Origin of the sequence: Bradyrhizobium sp. th-b2 (genome assembly GCF_000426785.1) — a bacterium.
Lineage (GTDB): Bacteria > Pseudomonadota > Alphaproteobacteria > Rhizobiales > Xanthobacteraceae > Bradyrhizobium > Bradyrhizobium septentrionale.
The window spans coordinates 15,612-34,896 of the sequence record NZ_AUGA01000063.1 but is presented as its reverse complement, the minus strand read 5'-3'; the positions used below and the strand labels follow the sequence as shown (position 1 = coordinate 34,896).

The 19,285-nt window shown below is 61.2% G+C and carries 26 protein-coding genes and 2 pseudogenes; 13 read left to right on the top strand and 15 right to left on the bottom strand.

What is annotated here, in order from left to right:
• From tnpB to K359_RS54585, 3 genes are all read left to right on the top strand, one after another.
• Positions 1-205 (top strand): IS66 family insertion sequence element accessory protein TnpB (gene tnpB / locus K359_RS54590; RefSeq protein WP_035977922.1); only part of this gene is annotated, 205 nt, incomplete at its 5' end.
• An 83-nt stretch (positions 206-288) separates the two neighbouring features.
• Positions 289-1,875 carry an IS66 family transposase gene (locus K359_RS0139760; RefSeq protein ID WP_029084197.1) on the top strand — a complete coding sequence of 529 codons (1,587 nt, stop codon included), beginning with the start codon at positions 289-291 and terminating at the stop codon, positions 1,873-1,875.
• A gap of 174 nt (positions 1,876-2,049) precedes the next feature.
• On the top strand, positions 2,050-2,556 hold the full coding sequence (locus K359_RS54585) for a hypothetical protein (RefSeq protein ID WP_051346669.1): 507 nt from the start codon (positions 2,050-2,052) through the stop codon (positions 2,554-2,556).
• Positions 2,557-2,671: 115 nt separating this feature from the next.
• Here K359_RS54585 and K359_RS59600 read toward each other — a convergent pair whose 3' ends face one another.
• Together K359_RS59600 and K359_RS54580 are read right to left on the bottom strand one after the other, a co-directional pair.
• Positions 2,672-2,866 (bottom strand): ChaB family protein, encoded by a 195-nt coding sequence (locus K359_RS59600; RefSeq protein WP_371261244.1) that lies wholly within the window; start codon positions 2,864-2,866, stop codon positions 2,672-2,674.
• A 79-nt stretch (positions 2,867-2,945) separates the two neighbouring features.
• Positions 2,946-3,676: pseudogene (locus K359_RS54580) on the bottom strand (CBS domain-containing protein).
• A gap of 243 nt (positions 3,677-3,919) precedes the next feature.
• Here K359_RS54580 and K359_RS0139740 point away from each other — a divergent pair.
• From K359_RS0139740 to K359_RS0139730, 3 genes are all read left to right on the top strand, one after another.
• Complete coding sequence (locus K359_RS0139740) at positions 3,920-4,381, top strand: CBS domain-containing protein (protein WP_029084196.1); 462 nt, start codon at positions 3,920-3,922, stop codon at positions 4,379-4,381.
• A gap of 96 nt (positions 4,382-4,477) precedes the next feature.
• Positions 4,478-4,660 (top strand): DUF2892 domain-containing protein, encoded by a 183-nt coding sequence (locus tag K359_RS0139735; protein ID WP_245284863.1) that lies wholly within the window; start codon positions 4,478-4,480, stop codon positions 4,658-4,660.
• 49 nt (positions 4,661-4,709) lie between these two features.
• The gene (locus K359_RS0139730) at positions 4,710-4,955 is read left to right on the top strand and encodes a hypothetical protein (protein ID WP_029084194.1); all 246 of its coding nucleotides are present in this window, start codon (positions 4,710-4,712) and stop codon (positions 4,953-4,955) included.
• A gap of 42 nt (positions 4,956-4,997) precedes the next feature.
• Here K359_RS0139730 and K359_RS62120 read toward each other — a convergent pair whose 3' ends face one another.
• From K359_RS62120 to K359_RS64945, 4 genes are all read right to left on the bottom strand, one after another.
• Positions 4,998-5,150: a hypothetical protein gene (locus K359_RS62120; RefSeq protein WP_156928926.1), complete on the bottom strand. Its 153-nt coding sequence runs from the start codon at positions 5,148-5,150 to the stop codon at positions 4,998-5,000.
• A 173-nt stretch (positions 5,151-5,323) separates the two neighbouring features.
• On the bottom strand, positions 5,324-5,893 hold the full coding sequence (locus K359_RS64955) for a cation transporting ATPase C-terminal domain-containing protein (protein WP_245284862.1): 570 nt from the start codon (positions 5,891-5,893) through the stop codon (positions 5,324-5,326).
• Between the two features lie 159 nt (positions 5,894-6,052).
• Positions 6,053-7,615 carry an HAD-IC family P-type ATPase gene (locus K359_RS64950; protein WP_245284861.1) on the bottom strand — a complete coding sequence of 521 codons (1,563 nt, stop codon included), beginning with the start codon at positions 7,613-7,615 and terminating at the stop codon, positions 6,053-6,055.
• Entirely contained in the window at positions 7,551-7,931 is a 381-nt protein-coding gene (locus K359_RS64945) for a cation-transporting P-type ATPase (RefSeq protein ID WP_245284860.1), read from the bottom strand. Before K359_RS64945 ends, K359_RS64950 begins: the two co-directional genes overlap by 65 nt.
• 230 nt (positions 7,932-8,161) lie before the next feature.
• Here K359_RS64945 and K359_RS62115 point away from each other — a divergent pair, with 230 nt between their 5' ends.
• On the top strand, positions 8,162-8,347 hold the full coding sequence (locus tag K359_RS62115; protein WP_156928925.1) for a hypothetical protein: 186 nt from the start codon (positions 8,162-8,164) through the stop codon (positions 8,345-8,347).
• A 391-nt stretch (positions 8,348-8,738) separates the two neighbouring features.
• Here the strand turns inward: K359_RS62115 and K359_RS64940 are convergent, their stop codons facing one another.
• Complete coding sequence (locus K359_RS64940) at positions 8,739-8,924, bottom strand: BON domain-containing protein (RefSeq protein ID WP_245284859.1); 186 nt, start codon at positions 8,922-8,924, stop codon at positions 8,739-8,741.
• Positions 8,925-8,926: 2 nt separating this feature from the next.
• Positions 8,927-9,469, bottom strand: coding sequence for a CBS domain-containing protein (locus tag K359_RS54570; protein ID WP_245284858.1), 543 nt, complete (start codon positions 9,467-9,469; stop codon positions 8,927-8,929).
• A gap of 176 nt (positions 9,470-9,645) precedes the next feature.
• Here K359_RS54570 and K359_RS0139705 point away from each other — a divergent pair, with 176 nt between their 5' ends.
• On the top strand, positions 9,646-10,809 hold the full coding sequence (locus tag K359_RS0139705; protein WP_029084192.1) for an OpgC domain-containing protein: 1,164 nt from the start codon (positions 9,646-9,648) through the stop codon (positions 10,807-10,809).
• 57 nt (positions 10,810-10,866) lie between these two features.
• On the opposite strand, the gene K359_RS0139700 is transcribed toward K359_RS0139705, so the two are convergent.
• The 5 genes from K359_RS0139700 to K359_RS0139680 form a co-directional block, all read right to left on the bottom strand.
• Positions 10,867-11,454 carry a helix-turn-helix domain-containing protein gene (locus K359_RS0139700; RefSeq protein WP_035977920.1) on the bottom strand — a complete coding sequence of 196 codons (588 nt, stop codon included), beginning with the start codon at positions 11,452-11,454 and terminating at the stop codon, positions 10,867-10,869.
• 281 nt (positions 11,455-11,735) lie between these two features.
• Positions 11,736-11,900 carry a hypothetical protein gene (locus tag K359_RS62110; protein WP_156928924.1) on the bottom strand — a complete coding sequence of 55 codons (165 nt, stop codon included), beginning with the start codon at positions 11,898-11,900 and terminating at the stop codon, positions 11,736-11,738.
• 19 nt (positions 11,901-11,919) lie between these two features.
• Positions 11,920-12,642, bottom strand: coding sequence for a CBS domain-containing protein (locus K359_RS0139690; RefSeq protein ID WP_029084190.1), 723 nt, complete (start codon positions 12,640-12,642; stop codon positions 11,920-11,922).
• Positions 12,643-12,704: 62 nt separating this feature from the next.
• Entirely contained in the window at positions 12,705-13,046 is a 342-nt protein-coding gene (locus K359_RS0139685) for a cytochrome c (protein ID WP_029084189.1), read from the bottom strand.
• 27 nt (positions 13,047-13,073) lie between these two features.
• Positions 13,074-13,910 (bottom strand): universal stress protein, encoded by an 837-nt coding sequence (locus tag K359_RS0139680; protein WP_029084188.1) that lies wholly within the window; start codon positions 13,908-13,910, stop codon positions 13,074-13,076.
• A 162-nt stretch (positions 13,911-14,072) separates the two neighbouring features.
• On the opposite strand from K359_RS0139680, the pseudogene phbB reads away from it, so the two are divergent.
• Positions 14,073-14,798, top strand: a pseudogene (gene phbB / locus K359_RS54565) (acetoacetyl-CoA reductase).
• A gap of 15 nt (positions 14,799-14,813) precedes the next feature.
• Positions 14,814-15,254 carry a CBS domain-containing protein gene (locus K359_RS54560; RefSeq protein WP_224496631.1) on the top strand — a complete coding sequence of 147 codons (441 nt, stop codon included), beginning with the start codon at positions 14,814-14,816 and terminating at the stop codon, positions 15,252-15,254.
• Positions 15,255-15,369: 115 nt separating this feature from the next.
• Here K359_RS54560 and K359_RS62105 read toward each other — a convergent pair whose 3' ends face one another.
• Entirely contained in the window at positions 15,370-15,729 is a 360-nt protein-coding gene (locus tag K359_RS62105; RefSeq protein ID WP_029084187.1) for a hypothetical protein, read from the bottom strand.
• 200 nt (positions 15,730-15,929) lie between these two features.
• Between K359_RS62105 and K359_RS62100 the strand changes: the two genes are divergently transcribed.
• On the top strand, positions 15,930-16,913 hold the full coding sequence (locus K359_RS62100; RefSeq protein WP_156928923.1) for a hypothetical protein: 984 nt from the start codon (positions 15,930-15,932) through the stop codon (positions 16,911-16,913).
• Between the two features lie 416 nt (positions 16,914-17,329).
• Here the strand turns inward: K359_RS62100 and K359_RS66375 are convergent, their stop codons facing one another.
• Entirely contained in the window at positions 17,330-17,518 is a 189-nt protein-coding gene (locus K359_RS66375; RefSeq protein WP_156928922.1) for a hypothetical protein, read from the bottom strand.
• An 81-nt stretch (positions 17,519-17,599) separates the two neighbouring features.
• Between K359_RS66375 and K359_RS66370 the strand changes: the two genes are divergently transcribed.
• A complete protein-coding gene (locus tag K359_RS66370; RefSeq protein WP_334261997.1) occupies positions 17,600-18,448 on the top strand; it encodes a hypothetical protein in 849 nt (282 codons plus the stop codon).
• Between the two features lie 28 nt (positions 18,449-18,476).
• Complete coding sequence (locus K359_RS66365; RefSeq protein WP_371261243.1) at positions 18,477-19,121, top strand: hypothetical protein; 645 nt, start codon at positions 18,477-18,479, stop codon at positions 19,119-19,121.
• Positions 19,122-19,285: the final 164 nt, after the last annotated feature.

Below are 19,285 nucleotides of genomic sequence, written 5' to 3'. Positions count from 1 at the left end.
TCGCGACCGGATGAAGCTCCTGTTCTTCGATCGGTCAGGGTTTGTGATGGTGTTGAAGCGGTTGACCGAGGATAAGTTCCGTTGGCCTCGGCGCCAGGAAACGGTGGTACGACTTACGAGCGAACAATTGCATTGGATCCTCGACGGGATCGACATCGATGCGATGGTCCGCCATCCGGTGCGACAATATCGGGTTGCTGGCTGACAGATTGCCGGTCTACGGCTTGCAAATATCCCGGGCGGCTGAACTATCTTGACGCCACGGCATGCTTCCGATTCAAGAATCCGATGAATCGAACGGGCGAACCGAGCGTCACAGAGCTGATGGCGCAAATAACCGCGCTGCAAGTGGAGAACCGCCAGCTCACCGAGTGCGTCTCCAGACTTGAGGAGGAACTGGCGCTGGCGCGACTGCATCGCTATGCGGCGCGCAGTGAAAAGCACATTGATCGCGTCTTTAACGAGGCCGAAGAGGCTGCGGTTGGCGATAAAATCTTTGACGAAATCGATGCTGCCGTCGATCTGCCCGATACCGGATTGTCGCCTACTGGAAAGTCGGTGGGGAAGAAGCGAGGGCGCAAGCCGTCACCTTCGAGCCTGCCACGGGAACGCGTCGAATATGACATCCCCGACGATCAGAAGGTCTGTCCATGCTGCACCGGCCGGATGCATCGGATGGGGGAGAGCCTTACCGAGCAGACCCATATCGAGGCGAAGGCCAAGGTCGTGCAGAACGTACGGTTCAAATACGCATGCCGAAACTGCGAACGCACCGGGATCAACACGCCGATTGTCATCGCGCCGATGCCGGTGCAGCCCTTGCCGGGCAGCATCGCCACGCCTTCGACGTTGGCCTTCGTACTCGCTCACAAATACGTCGACGGCACACCGCTCTACCGTCTGGCACAAGCCGTCGAGCGCGCCGGCGCCACGATCACCCGCGGCGCTCTGGGGCATTGGGTGATCGGTGCGAGTGAGCGACATCTGCTCCGCATCTACGATGTACTGAAACTGCGGCTCGGGTGCCAGGCCCTCATCCACGGCGACGAAACAACGGTTCAGGTATTGAAGGAAAAGGACAAGGAAGCCTCCAGCATTTCGTACATGTGGGCCTATCGCAGCGGCGAGGACAGTGAGCAGCCGATTGTGCTGTTCGATTATCAGCCTGTTCGTGGGCAGGAACACCCGCAGACCTTCCTTGGCGACTACCGCGGCATCTTGATGAGTGATGGTTACTCGGCGTGGCGCACGTTGAAAGGCGCCACGCATATCGGATGCGTGGCCCACGCCAGGCGGTGCTTTGTCGACGCCCTCAAGGCGAGGAAGAAACCCGGCGGGCCGCCGGCGCAAGCCCTCAAGTTCTTCGACCAACTCTACCGGATTGAAAGACAGGTGCGCGACGAAAAACCGGATGACGGCGAAACGCGGGCCAATTACAGGCGCCGCTTCCGCCAGCAACACAGCATTCTTGTCCTGAACGCTCTCAAGGCATGGCTCGAAGCAATCGCCCCAAAGGTCGTGCCCGACACCAAGCTCGGCGAGGCTGTCTCCTATACGCTCAATCAGTGGGAATATCTGACGCGCTACACCGAGGACGGCGAGATGCCGATCGATAACAACAACCTTCGTGAGCGCGACATCAGAATCTTCGCCTGTGGCAGGAAAAATTGGCTCTTCAGCGATACCGTTAATGGAGCCAGGGCCAGTGCCGTTGTCTATAGCCTGGTGCTGACCTGTCGCGCCTGTAGCGTTGAGCCCTTCGCATGGTTGCGACATGTCCTCACCGAATTGCCCCAGCGCCGCGACGACGACGATATTGAAGATCTACTCCGTCTCAACTTCCCCAAAAGCCGCAGCGCCGAAAACCCGGCCTGATATAACATAATCTCTCGTCCAGCAGCGAATCCACTGGCTCTCGTAGGGGCCGACTGATTCTATGCGAGATTCAATGTGACGAGAAAGTCGCGCTTACGGATATCAAGCGGATGCGCGCCGATCTTGCGGCGAAGAGCGAATGGTTGAGGAAGGTGCGGGCGGGAGCGCGATAAGGTGGAGTGGCAGCGTGCGCTGGAATCCCCGACCGCGTTCCTGGCGGAGCAGGCCAGGGCGGCAGATCTCGTTGTTTTCAAACGCAGGAAAATTCAGTCCGACTACTTTCACTACCTCGATTCGGATGAGGCCATTCTGCGGATGGGTCCCACGCTGTCAGTGCCGGAAGGTGTGACCAAGTTATCGGCCGACCGCGTCGTCGTCGGTTGGAAAGATACCCGCGAGGCACGTCGGGCGGTTCGAGACGCGTTGCCCTTCCTGATCCGGGCTTCGAAGGTGACGATCGCCGAAATCTGCGCGTCGGATGAGCAAGATGTAGCCGCGCGCGCGATGTCGCGGGCTACCTTGAACGGCACTGCGTCAATTGCCAGTTCGAGGTTCGCGTCCACACCGCGGAGCCAGACGCAGAGTACCTCATCAGGCTGGCGAGGACCGAAGGCGCCGATCTTATCGTTACGGGTGGCTATGCGCACAGTCAACTGGGTGAATGGATGTTCGGTGGCATGACGCGCGGCTTGCTGCAGCAACTCCAATCTGCCTGCTGATGTCGCACTAATCGCTTAAGTCGGGAGCCGCGGCAGCGGCGCTCTCGCCACCCTCCGACACTGATTGATCACCACAGTCAGCGCAATTCCCCGTTGAGTAGTTGTAGCGTATCGGCCTGACGGGCCTTCAGGCAGGCGCGCGCAACCCAATGATCACCATCCTTGACATAGGATCGCTTGACCGCCGACCACGCGGTCCGGTACGCGATTTCTTCCTGCCTGCGGTCGCCCGCATGCGCGGCAAATCCGTGATTGAGGGCCTCGCGATAGATTTCCTGGGCGTGGGGTGGCAGATGATTTTGGATCGGGAGCGGAAGGTATCATTCGAGCGATAAGGAATGTTGATCTCCGTCAATCCACCTGCGCCCACTCCTCGTCCTCGGGCGAGCGCTCAGACACGAGCCCATATACGGAACCGAACCGCCGCAGGTGATCATGGACCTTGACTACGCCCTTGACTTTCTCTGCGGCAACGATGGCGGCCGTCCGACAAGGTTCTTCGAAATTGTGCCGCTGAGATGAACGATTCCATCCTTGACGATCACGTTCAGTCCGGACGGGCCCCAGTCCTTGTTCTCGATCTCCTCGACGACTTGTGCGCGAATACGTTCATCGTCAGTGGTAGGGTCGGCCACCCGGCCGGCCAGGCTTGCCGCCGCCTGCATCAGGTCTGACCGGGTCACAATTCCAGCGAGCTTCCCGTCTTGCACGACCGGAACGCGCTTGATGTTGTTTCTCTCCATGATCTCGACGACCTCGGCCAAGGTGACCTGTTCGTCCACCGTGATCGGAGCGGCGGTCATGATCTCGGCCACCTTGCAACCGCGCTCGTGAACGTAGTTTTCGGCGGCTTCGCCTGCGCCAAGGATCAATTCGAGCCAGCGGGCGCGCTTGCGTTGCGTGCCGATTTCACTTCTCCGCAGAAAATCGCTCTCGGACAGGATGCCAACCAGCGCGTGCCGCCCGTCGACAACCGGCAACCCGCTGATGTGATGCCGGACCATGAGGCTTGCGGCTTCCCTCATATCGGCTTCGGGAGCGATCGAAATGACGTTCCGGGCCATGATCTGATGAACTCGCACAGAAACCTCCCGTAGCTGATCTCTGAACTGATAAGCGTTGCAGGGCGACTGGTGCTTGATCCGCGTCAATCCGCCAGGCCGGTCGGCAGGTGATGCTTGCCGCGCCAGGTCGGCAACCGTGGAGCTGATTGCCGCTCGCCGCCGGCCCGGAAGCATCGAGCCGGCACAGTCTCAAGGTTGACGTGCATCAAGGCGGGCGCGCTGTGCCCATCCTAGACTAGAATCGCTAAATGGAGATAGCGCATGCTCGCAAAGGATGTGATGCGCGCCTCGTTCGCGACAATCGAGCCGGGCGCGGCGTTGCTTGATGCTGTTCGGCTGCTGCTGGAAACGGGTCAACGAGGCTTGCCCGTGCTCGACGGCTCCGGATCTCTAGTCGGCGTGATTTCGGAAGGCGATTTTCTCCATCGCAGGGAACTCGGCGTGCATTGCCCCGAAGGGTTCTGGCTCGAATGGCTTCTCAGCAAGGAGGAGGGAAGGCTCGTACGCGAGCGGACCCGGGCTCTCCGTGTTGATGCTGTCATGAGCCGCAAGCCCGTTTTCGTCGACGAGCATGCAACGGTAGACGAGATCGTCGCGGAAATGGACAATCATCAGATCTCGCAGGTGCTGGTACTTCGCGACACGCGGGTCGTTGGCATTGTGGGCCGTGCGCAGTTGCTCCTGGCGCTCGAGCAAAGCCTCAGCAGATCGACGACGGATTGAGCTGCGCCCCACCGGGTGGCAACGCGCGGTTGATCCGGATCAACTCCAGCGCATGCTGGCGGATGTTAGATGCGGTTCACAGGCAAGGAGGCTACCATGATGACCCGGAACGTCGGACGCGTTGATCAGTATGCCCGAATCATCATCGGTTTGGCTCTGACCGCTTATACCGTGAAGGATGGCTCGCTCGGGATAGGCTGGCTGGTTGCCGGGACCCTCGGCTTCATCCTGATCGCGACCGCATTCTTATCGTATTGTCCGCTCTACACGTTGCTGTGAGTGAACACCCGGCAGAATCCCAGCTCGGTCTAGAGATCTGGCAACGTTGATGAGCATAGATTTTACTCTTGCCGAGCTGCGATCACGGCTCGATCGCCTCGACCCCGGCGCTGTTTTGAGAATCTCCGAGCACGATTATGAGCGGCTGTTTGGAATCAACGAGGTCGCTGCCGCCAAGGTCGCGCAGTTTGCCGGGACGAATCGTTGCGTGAGCATCCCGGGCGCAGATGCGGTGTACTTCCGCAGATGGAGCACTGACGAGTACGAAACGAACGAATCGACCGAGTTGGCGTAGCGCGACGCTGCAGTATTCCGCTGAATCGAAGTTCGCGCACCCTCAGTCGAGGGTGACGATGGTCAGAAGCAACCGGAATATCTCCCAGCCCGCGGCGGTCAGCAATGCTCCAACGATCAACAGCCGGCCGTACCATGAGACGGTCGGGCCGCCTCGACGATGCCGACGCCGCGCGGAGTCTTCGAACGTCGGCATCGAAGCGCCCGCCGTAGCGACGCGATCACTGCTGTCAACCGCCTCTTCAAACCTCTGCCGGTTCTGCTGCCGTGGTCGATCCATTTGCCGTCCAGCCCTGCACCAAATGACATGAAGGATCGCAAATGCGGATCAACTGTGGTCCGGCCGCACGCCGGCACGCCAGATTGTCGTCATCCATTCAAGGCGGCATCGCCGGCAGGATGTTGTCGTCCCAATGCGGCGCGATTTGGCTCGCGCCGAGCGACCGCAGGAAGCGCAAAATGCTTTCCGGCCTCAGCGGCGGCGAGGTAGCCGAGCGTTATCAGAATAATAGCGCCCAGAAGCACAGGCGGCAGGCCCGCGAACCCGAATAAGGATCGGACGGGCCCCAGCGCCAGGAAGGCGGCGGCGGCAAGGGCGCCCAGCGAGCCGAGGACCAGCACGCGATGCGGCCGGTTGGCCCACCATGGCGGTCGCCGTGAGCGGATCAGGAAGATGACCAGGATCTGGGTGGCGATGGATTCCAGGAACCAGCCGGTCTGGAAGGCCGCCGCGTCAGCGTGGAAGACCTTCAGAAGAATGATGAACGTCGCGGCGTCGAACAGCGATGAAATCGAACCCATGACGACCGTGAATCGCAGGATACCGGCTATATTCCACGATTGCGGTCTCTCGGCATCCTCCTCGTCGATCTCGTCGAAGGGAATGCCGATTTCGGAGAGATCGTAGAGCAGGTTGTTCAGCAGGATCTGCAGCGGCAAGAGCGGCAGGAACGGGAGGATGATGGACGCCAGCGCCATCGAGAGCATGTTGCCGAAATTCGAACTGGTTCCCATGCGGACATATTTCAGGATGTTCGCGAAGGTTCGCCGTCCCTCGATCACGCCGGCGCCCAGCACCGAGATCCGGAGCCAGCAGGATCATGTCCGCCGCGGCGCGTGCCACTTCGGTCGCGCCGGCCACGGAAATCCCGACATGGGCCGTGTGAATTGCCGAGCGTCGTTGATGCCGTCGCCCATGAAGCCGACAACGTGACCACGCTGGCGCAAGGCCCGGATGATCCGCCTCTTCTGCTCCGGATCGACCCTGGCGAACAGGTCGACATCCTCGATCTGCGCGGCGAGCGCCCGATCGCTCAAATCGGCGATCTCGTTGCCGGTCAGGATGCGGCGTGAGGGTAATCCGACGGCATCCGCGACGTGAGCGACCACCGCCGCGTGGTCACCGGAGAGCACCTTGATGCGGACGCCGCGTGCCATGAGTTCCCGGACGGCTTCAGCTGCATCGCGCTTGGGTGGGGCGGCGAAGGCGCAGAAGCCGACCAGCGTAAGGACACCCTCGTCCTCCGTCGCAACATCCGCTTGATCCGGAGCCATAGTCCGAATGCCGACGCCTAGCAGCCGAAAGCCCTGCCGGGCATGGTCATCTTGCAGGCGAACAAGCTCGGCGCGATGGCTGTCATCCAGCGGTCGCGCTAAGCCGTCGACCTCGACCGCGACCGCACGAGCCATGACGGCTTCCGGTGCGCCCTTGACGATCAGAAATCGGCCATTGCCGCGTGCCGCGAGGACCGAGAGGCAGCGGCGCTCGAAGTCGAAGGGGATTTCAGCGAGCCGGGTCCAGGCGCTGCTTCCCGACGGGATATCCACGGCGAGCAGGGCCTCATCCAGCGGGCTGCGGATGCCGGTCTGGAACGCGCTGTTCAATCGGGCCAGTTGGAGCACTCGCTCGCTACAGCGCCCCGCGGGATCGATATGCGCCGCAAGCGCTATTTTCGCTTCCGTCAGCGTGCCGGTCTTGTCGACGCACAACGTGTCCATCGCGCCAAGATCGTGGATCGCGGAGAGCCTTTTGACGATCACCTGTCTCTTGGCCATCCGCTGCGCTCCGCGCGCCAGCGTCACTGTCATCACCATCGGCAACAGCTCAGGTGTCAGGCCGACGGCCAGCGCGACGGCGAACAGGAACGATTCCATGGCCGCCCGATGCGCCACGAGATGGGCGAGCAGCACGAACAGCGTGAGGAAAATCGTCAGTCTCAGAATGAGCATACCGAGCTTCTGCACGCCCTGCTCGAGCGCACTTGGCGGATCGTTCGCCAAAAGCGCGGCGCTGATCATGCCGAAGCGTGTACGGCGCCCGGTCTCGACGACAAGCATGGTTCCGCTGCCGCCGACGACGCTGGTGCCGGCGAACAGGGCATTGCTAGCTTCTGCGGGCAGACTGGTGATACAGGACTCGGTCGTCTTGGCGGCCGGAAACGGTTCGCCTGTCATAAGGGCTTCGTTCAGTCGGAGATCGCGGGCCTCAAGCGCGACCCCGTCGGCCGGCACGAGATCGCCCGTCCGAAGCTGCACGACGTCTCCGGGGACGAGCTCACTCACCCGCAGCGCAACGATCGCGCCATCGCGAATGACATCAGCCTGGATCGCAACCGATCGTCGCAAGGCATCGACAGCGACTTCCGCGCGATGTTCCTGCACAATATCCAGCGTCAGCGACAGGCCCCACGAGGACGATGATCGCAAAGCTTCCCAGGTCGCCGCTGAATCCTGACACTGCTGCCGCCACGATCAGGATGGCAATCAGCGGATTGATCAGACGGTGCACGACCTTTTGCAGCATCGATCGCGTCTGGGAAGGCTCGGCGAGGTTCGGACCGATTTGCGCCAGCCGTCTTTCGGCCTCCTGTTGGCGCAGGCCGCGCCGTGGTGCATCGAGAGTACGCAACAGCGAACTGGTTGGCTCCCGCCAGAACGCCTCAACGGCTGGCCCATACGTTGACGGCTTGAGCGGCATGAGAGTCTCGCGATGCTGGAAAGGATTTGCGGCAAGTCATAGCGCGGCCGCATGGGCTCGAGGTTGATGTGGCTCAAGCCGTCCGGACCGCGTATGCCTTATTCCGACGAAGCTAATCCCTTGGTCAGGCTCGCAAACCCGCTTCAAGGGGCTGCCACGCCAGGATCGGACAGCGCCCGTCACTTGTTAACCTGCGTACGCACAGCTAGGATGACGGACCCTGTACGTGAATGGGAGCAGAAGACCGTCCCATGGAGCAGTTTGTTCACAACAAGAACCTGGCCTTGTTCAGGAAGAAGCTCGCTGATCCGCGGCTTACGGACGGGGAGCGCAAGATCGTGCACAAGCTGCTGGCGGATGAGGAGGCGAGGCAGATTGCGCCGCGTAACGCGAAAGAGGATCGCAAGGCCGATTGACCTGGACCAAGGTCGGCTCCTTCGTCATTCGTTTCCCTGAACTTGCCGGTTGCCAATAGCTGGCAGCTTCAACTGTTTGATCGCAGGCACGCGGGTCCCGCGAAGCTCCCGATGGGAACCTATTACTTCGACCTGAAGGATGGTGTCCCGGTCTGTGATCGGATCGGACTGGAGTTCGCAAGCCGATACAGCTGTGATCACACACAGCAAGCAAACGGCGAGCAAGATCCGACATGAGAATCCGACCGCATCTGTCGATCATTATGTCGCGGTCATCGATGAGCCGGGTAGGGAGATCCATCGGGAGCCGATTTCTTCAGGTAAGGCCTGAGCCAAGTGCTCGCTGTACCGACGTAGTGTAGACGGCAGTGCCAGTCAGGCAGCACGAGTGCTATAATGGCTGATCGTCCTCCGTCGAGGGCTCCTCCTGCAGCGAGACAAAGTCACCGCCGCCATAGTCCTCCTCTGGCGGCGGGACTTTCGAGAGCTGATCCTCGACCCGCTTCACGCCGGCAACGTTCTCCGCGGCGATGACAGCGGCTTTGCGGGCGTTGTCGCTCCGGATGCCGCCGCGCAAGCCTACGACCCCGTCATGCACGCTGACATGCAGCGCGTTGGGCCGCCAAGGTGCAGCGCCAGTGCGGCAATAACCGACGCGCGGATCTGGTCGTCGTTGGCGGAAGGGGATGGCCGATCGAGGCGGAGGTTCGCGATGGCGGTGATGAAGTCAGTGCGCGTGACCATCCCGACCAGCCTTCTATCGCGCATCACAGGAAATCGTGTGACGCCGTGCGATTTCATGAGTTGGACGACCTGTTCAAGCGGTGTGTCCTCCTCGACCGTGATCGGACTGGGCGACATGATCTGACTAACCTTGCGGCCGTGTTGGCGGGCGAAGTCGAGTGCGACCTGGTTCGCGCCTGCAAGCATCGCAAGCCAGCGGCCGCGGCGCCTTTCCGTCCCGACTTCCACGCGTCGGATGAAATCTCCTTCTGACAGGATTCCGACTAGCACTCCATCCCGATCGGTGACCGGAAGGCCACTGACGCCATGGGACAGCATCGTCTTGATAGCGTCGATCACCGATGCGTCAGCGTCGATTGTGATGACGTTCCGTGACATGATCTCCCGTACGTGCACGGCGAAATTCCTCCCAATGGCGCTGACACGTTCAGCTAACTCCCGGAAACAATGAGGTGCGTTGATCCTTATCAACCAAGCGGTCGGCTAATCACGCTGATATGCCGCCGGCGCGGCGGGCGCCGGGCCGGAATGACGCCGACAGCTGGTAACCGCCTATGGTTCCTGACAGCCTGACCGCTCGCCTGAACGACAAGAACTCCCCTCAAGATCCGGGGAGAGGCGACGGCTTGGCCTTGGGGCGCGATCTCCGGCTCGATGTATGCCGAGGGATTGCTCTCTGGTGCATCTTCCTCGATCACATCCCCAACAATGTCTTCAGCTGGTTGACCCTGCGGCACTATGGCTTCAGCGATGCGGCTGAAGTCTTCATGTTCGTGTCCGGCGTGACCTGCGCGCTGAGCTACGGCGCTGTCCGCCGTCGCGAGGGGTGGTGGGCAGTCTTCGCGCATACGCTGCTGCGAGGCTGGGAGATCTATGCGGCCTTTCTCATCCTGACTATTACGCTTGTCGTGGTCGTGCACGCCTCGGGCAGCGATCGATTCGCGGACGAAGCCAACGTGAAGATTCTGTTGCAACAGCCGGGTGCCGCACTGACCCATGCTGCCATCCTGATGTATCGCCCGATGAACACGGATGTTCTGCCGACCTTTGTGCTCTTCCATCTATCGTTTGCTCCCGCCCTCTGGGGAATACTGAAGTTTCCCAATGCGTCCCTGCTGACCTCCGCGTCCATCTATGCGCTGGTGCAATTGTATGGCTGGAACTTGCCGGAGTGGCCTGTCAATCAGTGGTATTTCAATCCGCTTGCTTGGCAATTCCTGGTCGTCCTTGGGGCGTGGTGGGCGATCCGGGGCTATCGGATGTTTTGGCCAAAAATCGTGTCGTGGCCCGTCGTTTTACTCGCGACAGCGTATCTCGGCTTTGGCCTCATGATCACATTGAGCTGGGAGGTCGAGCCATTGGCAGCCGCGATTCCAGGCTATATTACGCGGTTAATTTATCCGATCGACAAGCCGGATCTGGGCCTTTTGCGGCTCCTGCATTTCCTGGCCATTGCCATCGTCGTGGCGAAGTTCGTGCCACCGAATTGGCGGGGATTTACTATGGTCGGCCTGATTCATTGCGGCGAGCGTTCGCTCGAAACCTACTGCGCAGCCGTCGTGCTTTCCCTGCTGGCAAGTTGGTATCTCGTTGAAGTATCCGACAGCATCGCGGCGCAGTTCGTGGTGAGCGCCACAGGGGTCGCGACGCTCGTCCTGTTTGCGACATGCATGGCCTGGATCGGCAAACGAAGCCGGCAACATCCGAAACTGCTGTAAGAGATGCTTCTCGTCTCTGTCCCGCGATCGCTTGTAGGAGACAATCAATCCTGCCGCTTACGCCACCATGAGCCGATTCGGCTTCACGCAGTTTCGCAACTCGACCCGGCGCGCGGTCGGAAGAGAAATTACGCCGTTCCGCTCGAGCTGGGTAAAGGTGCGCGAGACCGTTTCGATCGTGAGGCCAAGATAGTCGGCGATGTCCTGTCGCGACATCGGAAGCTCGACGGCGGCATTCTTGGTGGCGCGGCGCGCCATGTCATGCAGGAAGCCTCCCACACGCTCTTCGGCGCTACAGATCAGGAGCATCAGATGCTGTTGAAACCGGCGCAGCTCCTGCGCCGTCGCGTCCCACAGCTGTCCCGCCAGATCCTTTTCGTGCGCGGCGCGGGCCATGAGGGCGGCGCGTTTTACGACGACGACCCGCGTCTCGCAGACGGCCTCGGCCGAGGAGATATGGCTTTCACCGGCCTCGAAGCCGAAGATATCTCCGGGCAGATAGAACGCGCCAATCTGGCGGCGTCCGTCTTCCAGGATCTTGTAGGTGCGGACGGCACCGGAGACGACCTGGTAGAGGTATTCCGCAGCCTCCTCCTCGCCGTAAATCTCGCTGTTGCGTGCGAACCGCATCGGCGCCCCGATCATGCCAAACGGCTTTTCGACATGCGCCTGTCGGGCGAGGATGCTGGTCGGGTGACGGCTGCTCTCGCGAGAAATGGCGTTTTGGGTTTGCATGGCGACGCTCCATGGATGGGAAGATCGATGGAGGCAGATTGATCGCATCTCCTGGATTGGGAAATTTGGATGTTTCCCCTAAGTAGAAGCCACTTACGTATCTGTACGTAAGTCCAGGAGATACAGAGGAGGAATAGACGGTGTTCGTACGCCCAGATTCAGTGTCTCGGCGCGCGGGGCGAAAAGCGACGCTAGGTCCCGTTCTTGTCGGGATAGGCAGCGCGTGTGGTGGCTCGATTCTCGTCTTGTTCCTGACGCCAGCGCGTCGTGCTGCGATCGGCGAGGACGAGCACGAGCGCAAAGATCGAGAGGAGGAGACAGACGGCTGCGACGACAAGCAGTGTGCTCATTGCCATGTTGGGCTCCTCGATCTGATCAGCCGGCCGCTTTGATGTCTTCCGGCGATTCCACATAGTAGCCGGAATAGCCGTCGACGAAGCAGAGGTGATCATGGACCTCCTTGACACCCGAGGTGTTCTCGGCGAGCACGATCACGGCCTGGCGCGCGCGGTCATCGAAGATCAGGCCGTGCAGATGCACGGCACCGTTGCGCACCCAGACCTGGAAGCCGGCGGGACGCCAACCGGTGGCGTTGATTTCGCGCAGGATTCGTTCACGGATATGGGTATCATCGGCCGTCGGGTCAGGCACTTCGCGCGCCAGCGACGCGACGGCTTGCAGGATGTCTGCTCGGGTGACGATCCCAACCATGGTCTTGCCATTCACAACCGGTACCCGCTTCACGCCATGCTTGTGCATCAAATGCACGATCTCGTCGAGCGGCGTCTGCTCGCCGACGGTGATCGGATTCGTAGCCATGACATCTTCGACCTTACGGCCGCGCTCGTGCACGAAATCGGTCGCGGCACGGCTGACCCCGGTGAAAAGCTCGAGCCAGGCCGATCGTTTGTGTCCTGTTCCGATCTCGGCGCGCTGCAGGAAATCTCCCTCCGATATCATGCCCCTGAGCGTACCATCTTCGTCCATCACCGGCAGACCGCTGAGGTGACATCGCAGCATGATGTTGGCCGCGTCCAGAATCTTCGTGTGCGGGCTGACGGCGATGATATGTTTGGTCATGATCTGATGCGCGCGCATGTCGGACCTCCATGTTGAAAATCAAATATTAAAGCTCTTTGCGCCCTGCATATTGACGTGGCTCAACGGACTGCTTGGCCGCGCTCCAGAGACTTCAAGAACAGCATGAAGTCGCCCACTTGGTCCGCATCGAAGCTGAATTGGGGCATGGTCGGATGGCCAGTGATGATTCCTTCCGCCAATGCTTCCTGCAGCATCTCGACCGGATAGCGCTCGTGCAGCGTCCGGAACGGCGGCGCTATCCTCAGCGGGCTGGGGCTCACCCGATCGATCGCGTGGCAGCGGGCGCAATAGAACTGCGCAAGGCGACGGCCTTGCTCCTGGTCCGCGGCGGCTGGAGCCAGCGCGGCGCAGATCGCGCTGGCGATGACGAGGCCGCAACCAATAGTATGCCGGAACGTCATGGCGGGATGCCTCACGTTGATTGGCGTTTAATGAGACATCAGGACCGGGACGGTCATCGCACGAAGCATATCGCGCGTCACGCCGCCGAGCACGGTTTCCTGCAGCCGGGAGTGGCCGTATCCACCCATTACCAGAAGGTCGAGGCTCTCATCAGCCGCGATCGACAGCAGGATCGACTGAACTTCTGACTTGGACGCCGGCAACGACGTGATCTCGGCCGGAAGCCCCTCCTTTGCAAGATAACGCACCAGATGGTCGGTGGAGCTTTCTGAGGGAATCGGATCAGCACCATCGATAGTGATGACGGCGAGAGCATCGGCTGCGTGCAACAGCGGCATTGCGTCATGGAGGGCGCGGGCAGCAAGCCGGCTGCCGTCCCAGCAAATCCCGATTCGCTTCGCCGAAAATGCGCCGTGGAACGTGTAAGGCATGAACAGGACGGGACCGCCGCTCTGGAACAATAGCTCCCGCGGGATCACGTCGTCGTAGCTGTCGTATTCGCCGCGCGGCTGCACTACCACGGTCAGGTCATGGAGTCGCGCGCTCGCGCAGATGATCCCGCGAGCATCGATGGGGAGCGCGCCCACGGCGCGGGTCGCGTAGGATATCCCTGCATTCCGAGCCTCGATGTCGAAGACGCGCAGCGCCGCCTCGGCGCGCTCCAGGGCCTGTGCATGTTCGACCTCGAACAGCGAGGCGACGGCCACTCCACCCCCGACTACGATCGGGACATTGGCAGTCTCATAGCCGATTGCCATCGCGTCAAGATGCGCGCCGGTGCTGAGCGCGAGCGAGACCGATCCGTCGACTGCGGGGCGCGGCGACAGATCCGTCGGAATGTGGACCAAGATGTTCTTGAACATGGGCCGTTCTCCAAAGAGGTAAGAGCAAGTGCCATCAAAGCACCGGTCGAGGCGGGCCAATTTGATCTGCCTCATGCGCGTTCGTGGATTCTGATTGAGCGAGATCAATTCATCGAGCGTGCTTTTCGCGCAAATGTTGTGCCCCAGCTTGCAGGAGCCGGCATGGCGCGCGTCGCATTGGTTACGGGTGGAAGTAGGGGAATTGGGGCCGCCATTGCGCGCGCCCTCGCTGCTGCCGGATGCCGCGTTGCGGCCTGCTATGCTAGGAATGCATGAGCCGCGTGGTCTTTTCAGGATCAGACCGGAATTCCCGTTTTCCAGTGGGATGTCGCGAACTACGAGGCCTGTGCAGCCGGTGTCCGCGAGGTGGAGGCGGCGCTGGGCCCAATCGACATCCTGGTCAACAACGCCGGTATTGTGCGCGACGTCACACTGCATCGAATGACCAAGCCGCAGTGGGATGCGGTGATCCGGACCGATCTCGATTCATTGTTCAACATGTGCCGGCCCCTCATCGAGGGCATGCGGGCGCGCAAGTTCGGGCGGATCATCAACATCTCGTCGATCAATGGGCAGAAGGGCCAGATCGGCCAGACGAACTATGCCGCGGCGAAGGCCGCCGAGCTCGGCTTCACCCGCGCGTTCGCGCTCGAAAGCGCGCGGTTTGGGATCACTGTTAATGCAATCTGCCCCGGTTACATCAACACCGAGATGCTGGCTGCGGTGCCGGCCGATGTCATGCAGAACTCTATTCTGCCGCAGATTCCGGTCGGGCGGCTGGGGCAGCCGGAGGAGATCGCCCGTGCCGTCGCCTTTCTTGCTGCCGACGAAGCAGGGTTCATCACCGGGTCGACGCTGTCAATCAATGGCGGCCAGCATATGTGGTGAATGGGAGACATGACAATGCTCGCAACCGATGTGATGCGCAGTTCGTTCGCAACGATCAAGCCGACTGCCACAGTACTCAATGCCGTCGAGCTGCTGCTTGAAACCGATCAGCGCGGCCTGCCAGTGATCGACGACGCCGGCGACCTCGTCGGCATGGTTTCGGAGGGCGATTTCCTCCACCGCGATGAGCTTGGCATCAGCCCGCCATCAGGAAACTGGCTGGAGTCGTTGCTTGGCATTGCGGAGAATACACCTGAACGCGAGCGCATGCGCACGCTGCAGGTCGGCTCGCTCATGAGTGGCGCGCCGATCACCGTCGATGTCGAGGCATCGATCGAGGACGTCGTCGCGCAGATGGATATTTACAACGTCGCCCAGTTCCGGTGCTCGGCGCCGGAACCGTCGTCGGTATTATCAGTCGCAGGGAACTGCTTGCGGCATTGGCGCGCCGATTGAGAGAAGCAGAAAAAGAAAGCATTGGAGTTACTTCATGAGCGAGATGACCCTGTAGTCACATGCGCACGCCGTCGTTTGGATCGATCACCTTGTTGCGAAGGTTTTCGGCATTGGGTTAACAGGCGTCAGCGCGACGGCCGTCCATGTGCATTTGGCGTCGCAGCACCTGCATCATAAGGCGAATACTGGCGATGGTCTCGTCCAGGCCGATGCGACATTTCTTGCCAGGGTGGGAGAGGCCGTAAGCGGTTGCACCGATTTGCTCGTCATCGGTCCAGGCATCGAGAAGGCCGAGCTGACGCAGTATCTCAGGGCGGAGCGGCCCGGCCTCCAGTTGCATGTTGAGCCGAGCGATCATCCGACCGACGCGGAGATCGTGGCGCTGGGTCGGAAGCGGTTCCACCTTGGCTGAGCGGCAAAGGTCCGGCGTCTGAACAGCTGCCAGGTCGAAAAGATAGATTGCGCCCGAGCCCATCCGGCTCGAGTTGGAGGCGAGCGATGACAGTCCATGCAGTTCTCGACCAGCCCACATCTGCCGCTAACGACGATGTGGCGACTGCGAGAGCGCCTGCGTCGGTGCCATCCGAGAGCCAGGCATTGCCTCATCCAGAATGTTACTGGACAACTTCTCGCCGATGATTGGGTCGGTGCCATCGAATTGGTTCGGTGGCGCCTATGGCGGGAAAGATCAGCATGGGCGCTCGGCGGGAGGTGGTGTCGGCCGTAACGGAGCGCTACCGGTCGGCCAAACGAGTGGTGAAGGGGCGCATCCTCGAAGCGCTATGCGCGACGGCGGGCTGGCATCGCAAGCATGCGGTGCGCGCACTTGGGCGGCGCGCAAAGGTTGAACCGGGTAAGGTCGAGGCTCCCGGAGAGCGCAAGCGTAGATATGGCGCTACGATCAAGGACGCGACAACGGCGCTATGGGAGGCGTCGGATCGGGTTTGCGGCAAGCGGCTCAAGGTGATGATCCCGACCTTGCTGGCGGCCCTCGAGCAACATGGCCGATTGCAGCTTGGGCAGGCGGACCGTGATTGTGTTCTGGCGATCAGTGCCGCTACCATTGACCGCCTGCTTGTCGATGTGAAGCTCGCGGCGAGCGGCGGCAGGCGGCGCCGTGCTGGATTCTATTCGGCAATCCGGCGCGAAGTCCCGATCCGCACGTTCAATGATTGGAACAGCCCGCCGCCCGGCTTCTGTGAGGTCGACATGGTCGCCCATGGCGGCACGTCAGTGGCTGGCTCGTTCATCCAGACCCTGACGATGGTCGATATCGCCACGGGCTGGACGGAGTGCCTGCCGTTGGTGACGCGCGAAGGTTCGCTGGTCGTCGAGGCGATCAACCGCGCACAGAGCCTGTTCCCTTGGCTCTTGCGCGGCGTAGACTTCGACAACGATAGCGCCTTTGAACGATGTCGTCGTGCCATGGTGTCGCGAACAGAAGCTCGAAGTCACGCGCTCGCGTGCCTACAAGAAGAACGATCAAGCGTTCGTCGAGCAAAAGAATGGTGCTGTTGTGCGTCGCTTGATGGGCTACGGCCGCTTCGATGGCGTCGAGACAGCGCGCGCGATGGGCCGCCTCTATGCGGCGGCACGGCTTTACGTCAACTTCTTTCAGCCCTCGTTCAAGCTGAAGGAGAAGCGCCGGGAAGGGGCTAAAGTGATCAAGCGCTAACGCTCGGCAAGACGGTGACTGCCGGCGAGCCGCGTGCCACGCACCGGCGAGCTCGTCGACCCTATAAAACCAGGGTTCGCATGCCGTCCAAGCTCGACGCACATATTGCCACTATCGAAGGCTGGCTGTCAGAGCAGCCACAGCTGACCGCGCTCGCAATCGTCGGCCGGCTGAGCGAGAATCACCCAGAGGAGTTCGGGACGAGACAGCATTCGATCGTGCAGCGCCTGCTGAGGGCACTTAGACGGAAGACGGCCAAGCAGTTGCTCTCGAAGGAGCCGCTTGCGGACGCCACGACCGCTGCCCCATTGCCCGGGGTTGTGGACGGCTCGGGCTATGGAGGGCCCGACCCGCCCACAGCCCCTCTCGTCGAGCAAGCCGGAAAGCCCACCTGGCGCGGTCAATCAATCGACATCGGATCGCCATCGGCAATGGCACCATCAGGGTAACATTCGCAGATGCGGCAATACGCCAGGCAATAGCGGGTGCCGAGTCGATCGACCAATTGGTCCCACGCGGCAATGGCGCGATGGACCGGGGGGCTTTCACCGGCTAGCCTGCGCTCGCATTCGCCGATTGGCAACTCCATCTCGCGGCCTCACCCGGCAAACGGCTTCAGCTGGCGCTGAACGCGGTTGCTGACGGCTGGCGCTTCGCGCGGATGGTGTCGATGCCGCATGCTGTCTGGCAGCCCTGGTTCATGGTCAAGCCTCAACCGGGTGACAACCGGTTCGCCGGCCGGGATTGGACATTACCGGCCTTTAACGTCATGGCGCAGGCATTCCTGCTGGGCGAACAGTGGTGGCATTCGGCGGCGAGCGGCCTGCACGACGTCTCGAAGGGAAATGCGGCAATTGTGGATTTCACCGTCCGCCAATGCCTCGATGTCGTGGCGCCGTCCAACTTTGCGTTCAGCAACCCCGAGGTACTGCGCGAGGCAATGGACTCGGGTGGCGGCAACTTCGTGCCGGGCTGGCGTAACTGGTTGGAAGATTGCAGGGACCTGTTGAGCGCCAGGCCGTCCGGACCCGCCCCATTTGTGGTCGGCAAAAACGTTGCCGCGACCAAGGGCAAGGTTGTCTACAGGAATGAGCTGATCGAGCTCATCCAATACGCACCCGAGACGGCCGACGTTTGCCCCGAACCGGTACTTATCGTGCCGGCGTGGATCATGAAGTATTACATCCTCGATCTCTCGCCGCAGAATTCGCTCGTGCGCTTCCTGGTTCAATGCGGCTTTACGGTGTTCATGATCTCATGGCGCAACCCCGGGCCGGCCGATCGCGAACTTGGTCTTGATCACTATCGCAAGCTGGGATCGACGCCGCCATCGACGTCATCAATCAGCTGTTCCCGAACGTCCAATCCATGCGGCTGGCTACTGCCTTGGCGGGACGCTACTCGCAATTGCGGCTGCTCGGCTGCAAAAGGAGCGGCCCGGCTGCCTGCGCTCGGTGACGCTCTTGGCAGCCCAGGTCGATTTCACCGATGCTGGCGAGCTGACGCTCTTCATCAATGAAAGCCAGGTCGCGTTCCTCGAGGATATGATGCGGCAGAGCGGCGTGCTCGAGACGGCGCAGATGGCCGGTGCGTTCCAGTTGCTGCGATCGAACGACATGATCTGGTCACGCCTGGTCCGCGACTATCTCATGGGCGAGCGCGCCGCACCGAGTGATCTGATGTCATGGAACGCGGACGCGACTCGCATGCCATACCGGATGCATTCAGACTATCTGCACAAGCTGTTTCTCAACAACGACCTTGCCGAAGGCCGTTATTTGGCGGACGGGCAGCCGGTGGCACTCTCCGACCTTCGCGTCCCCATGTTCGTGGTCGGCACCGTTCGTGATCACGTCGCGCCCTGGCGGTCGGTTCACAAGATTCACCTGTTGGCAAATGCCGATATCGCCTTCGTGCCGGCGAGCGGCGGTCACAATGCCGGCATCGTTGCTCAGCCGTCGGAGGAGGAGCACAGCTATCAGTTGTTGGAGAAGAAGACGGATCAACCTTATGTCGGCCCCGACGAGTGGCTGCGGAGGGCGGTGAACCGCGACGGATCCTGGTGGCTGGAGTGGGTTCAGTTCCTGATGGCGCATTCCGGTGCGTGGGTGCCGGCTCAATCGGGGTTTCACGCGCCCGAGGGTAGATTGCCGCTCGACGATGCGCCCGGACAGTACGTCCTGCAGCATTGATCCGGTCAGCCGTTGCCGTGGACGGGCTTGATCTGCCGCAAAGCGCCACCACCGGTGTTCGGCCACGAGCCACGCCCGTCTGCAGGAGAGAGGCATGAGTCATAATTATTCGAATTCTCTTCATAGTCGCGGGGGTCATCGCAGCGCTGTTTGTCGCGCGATAC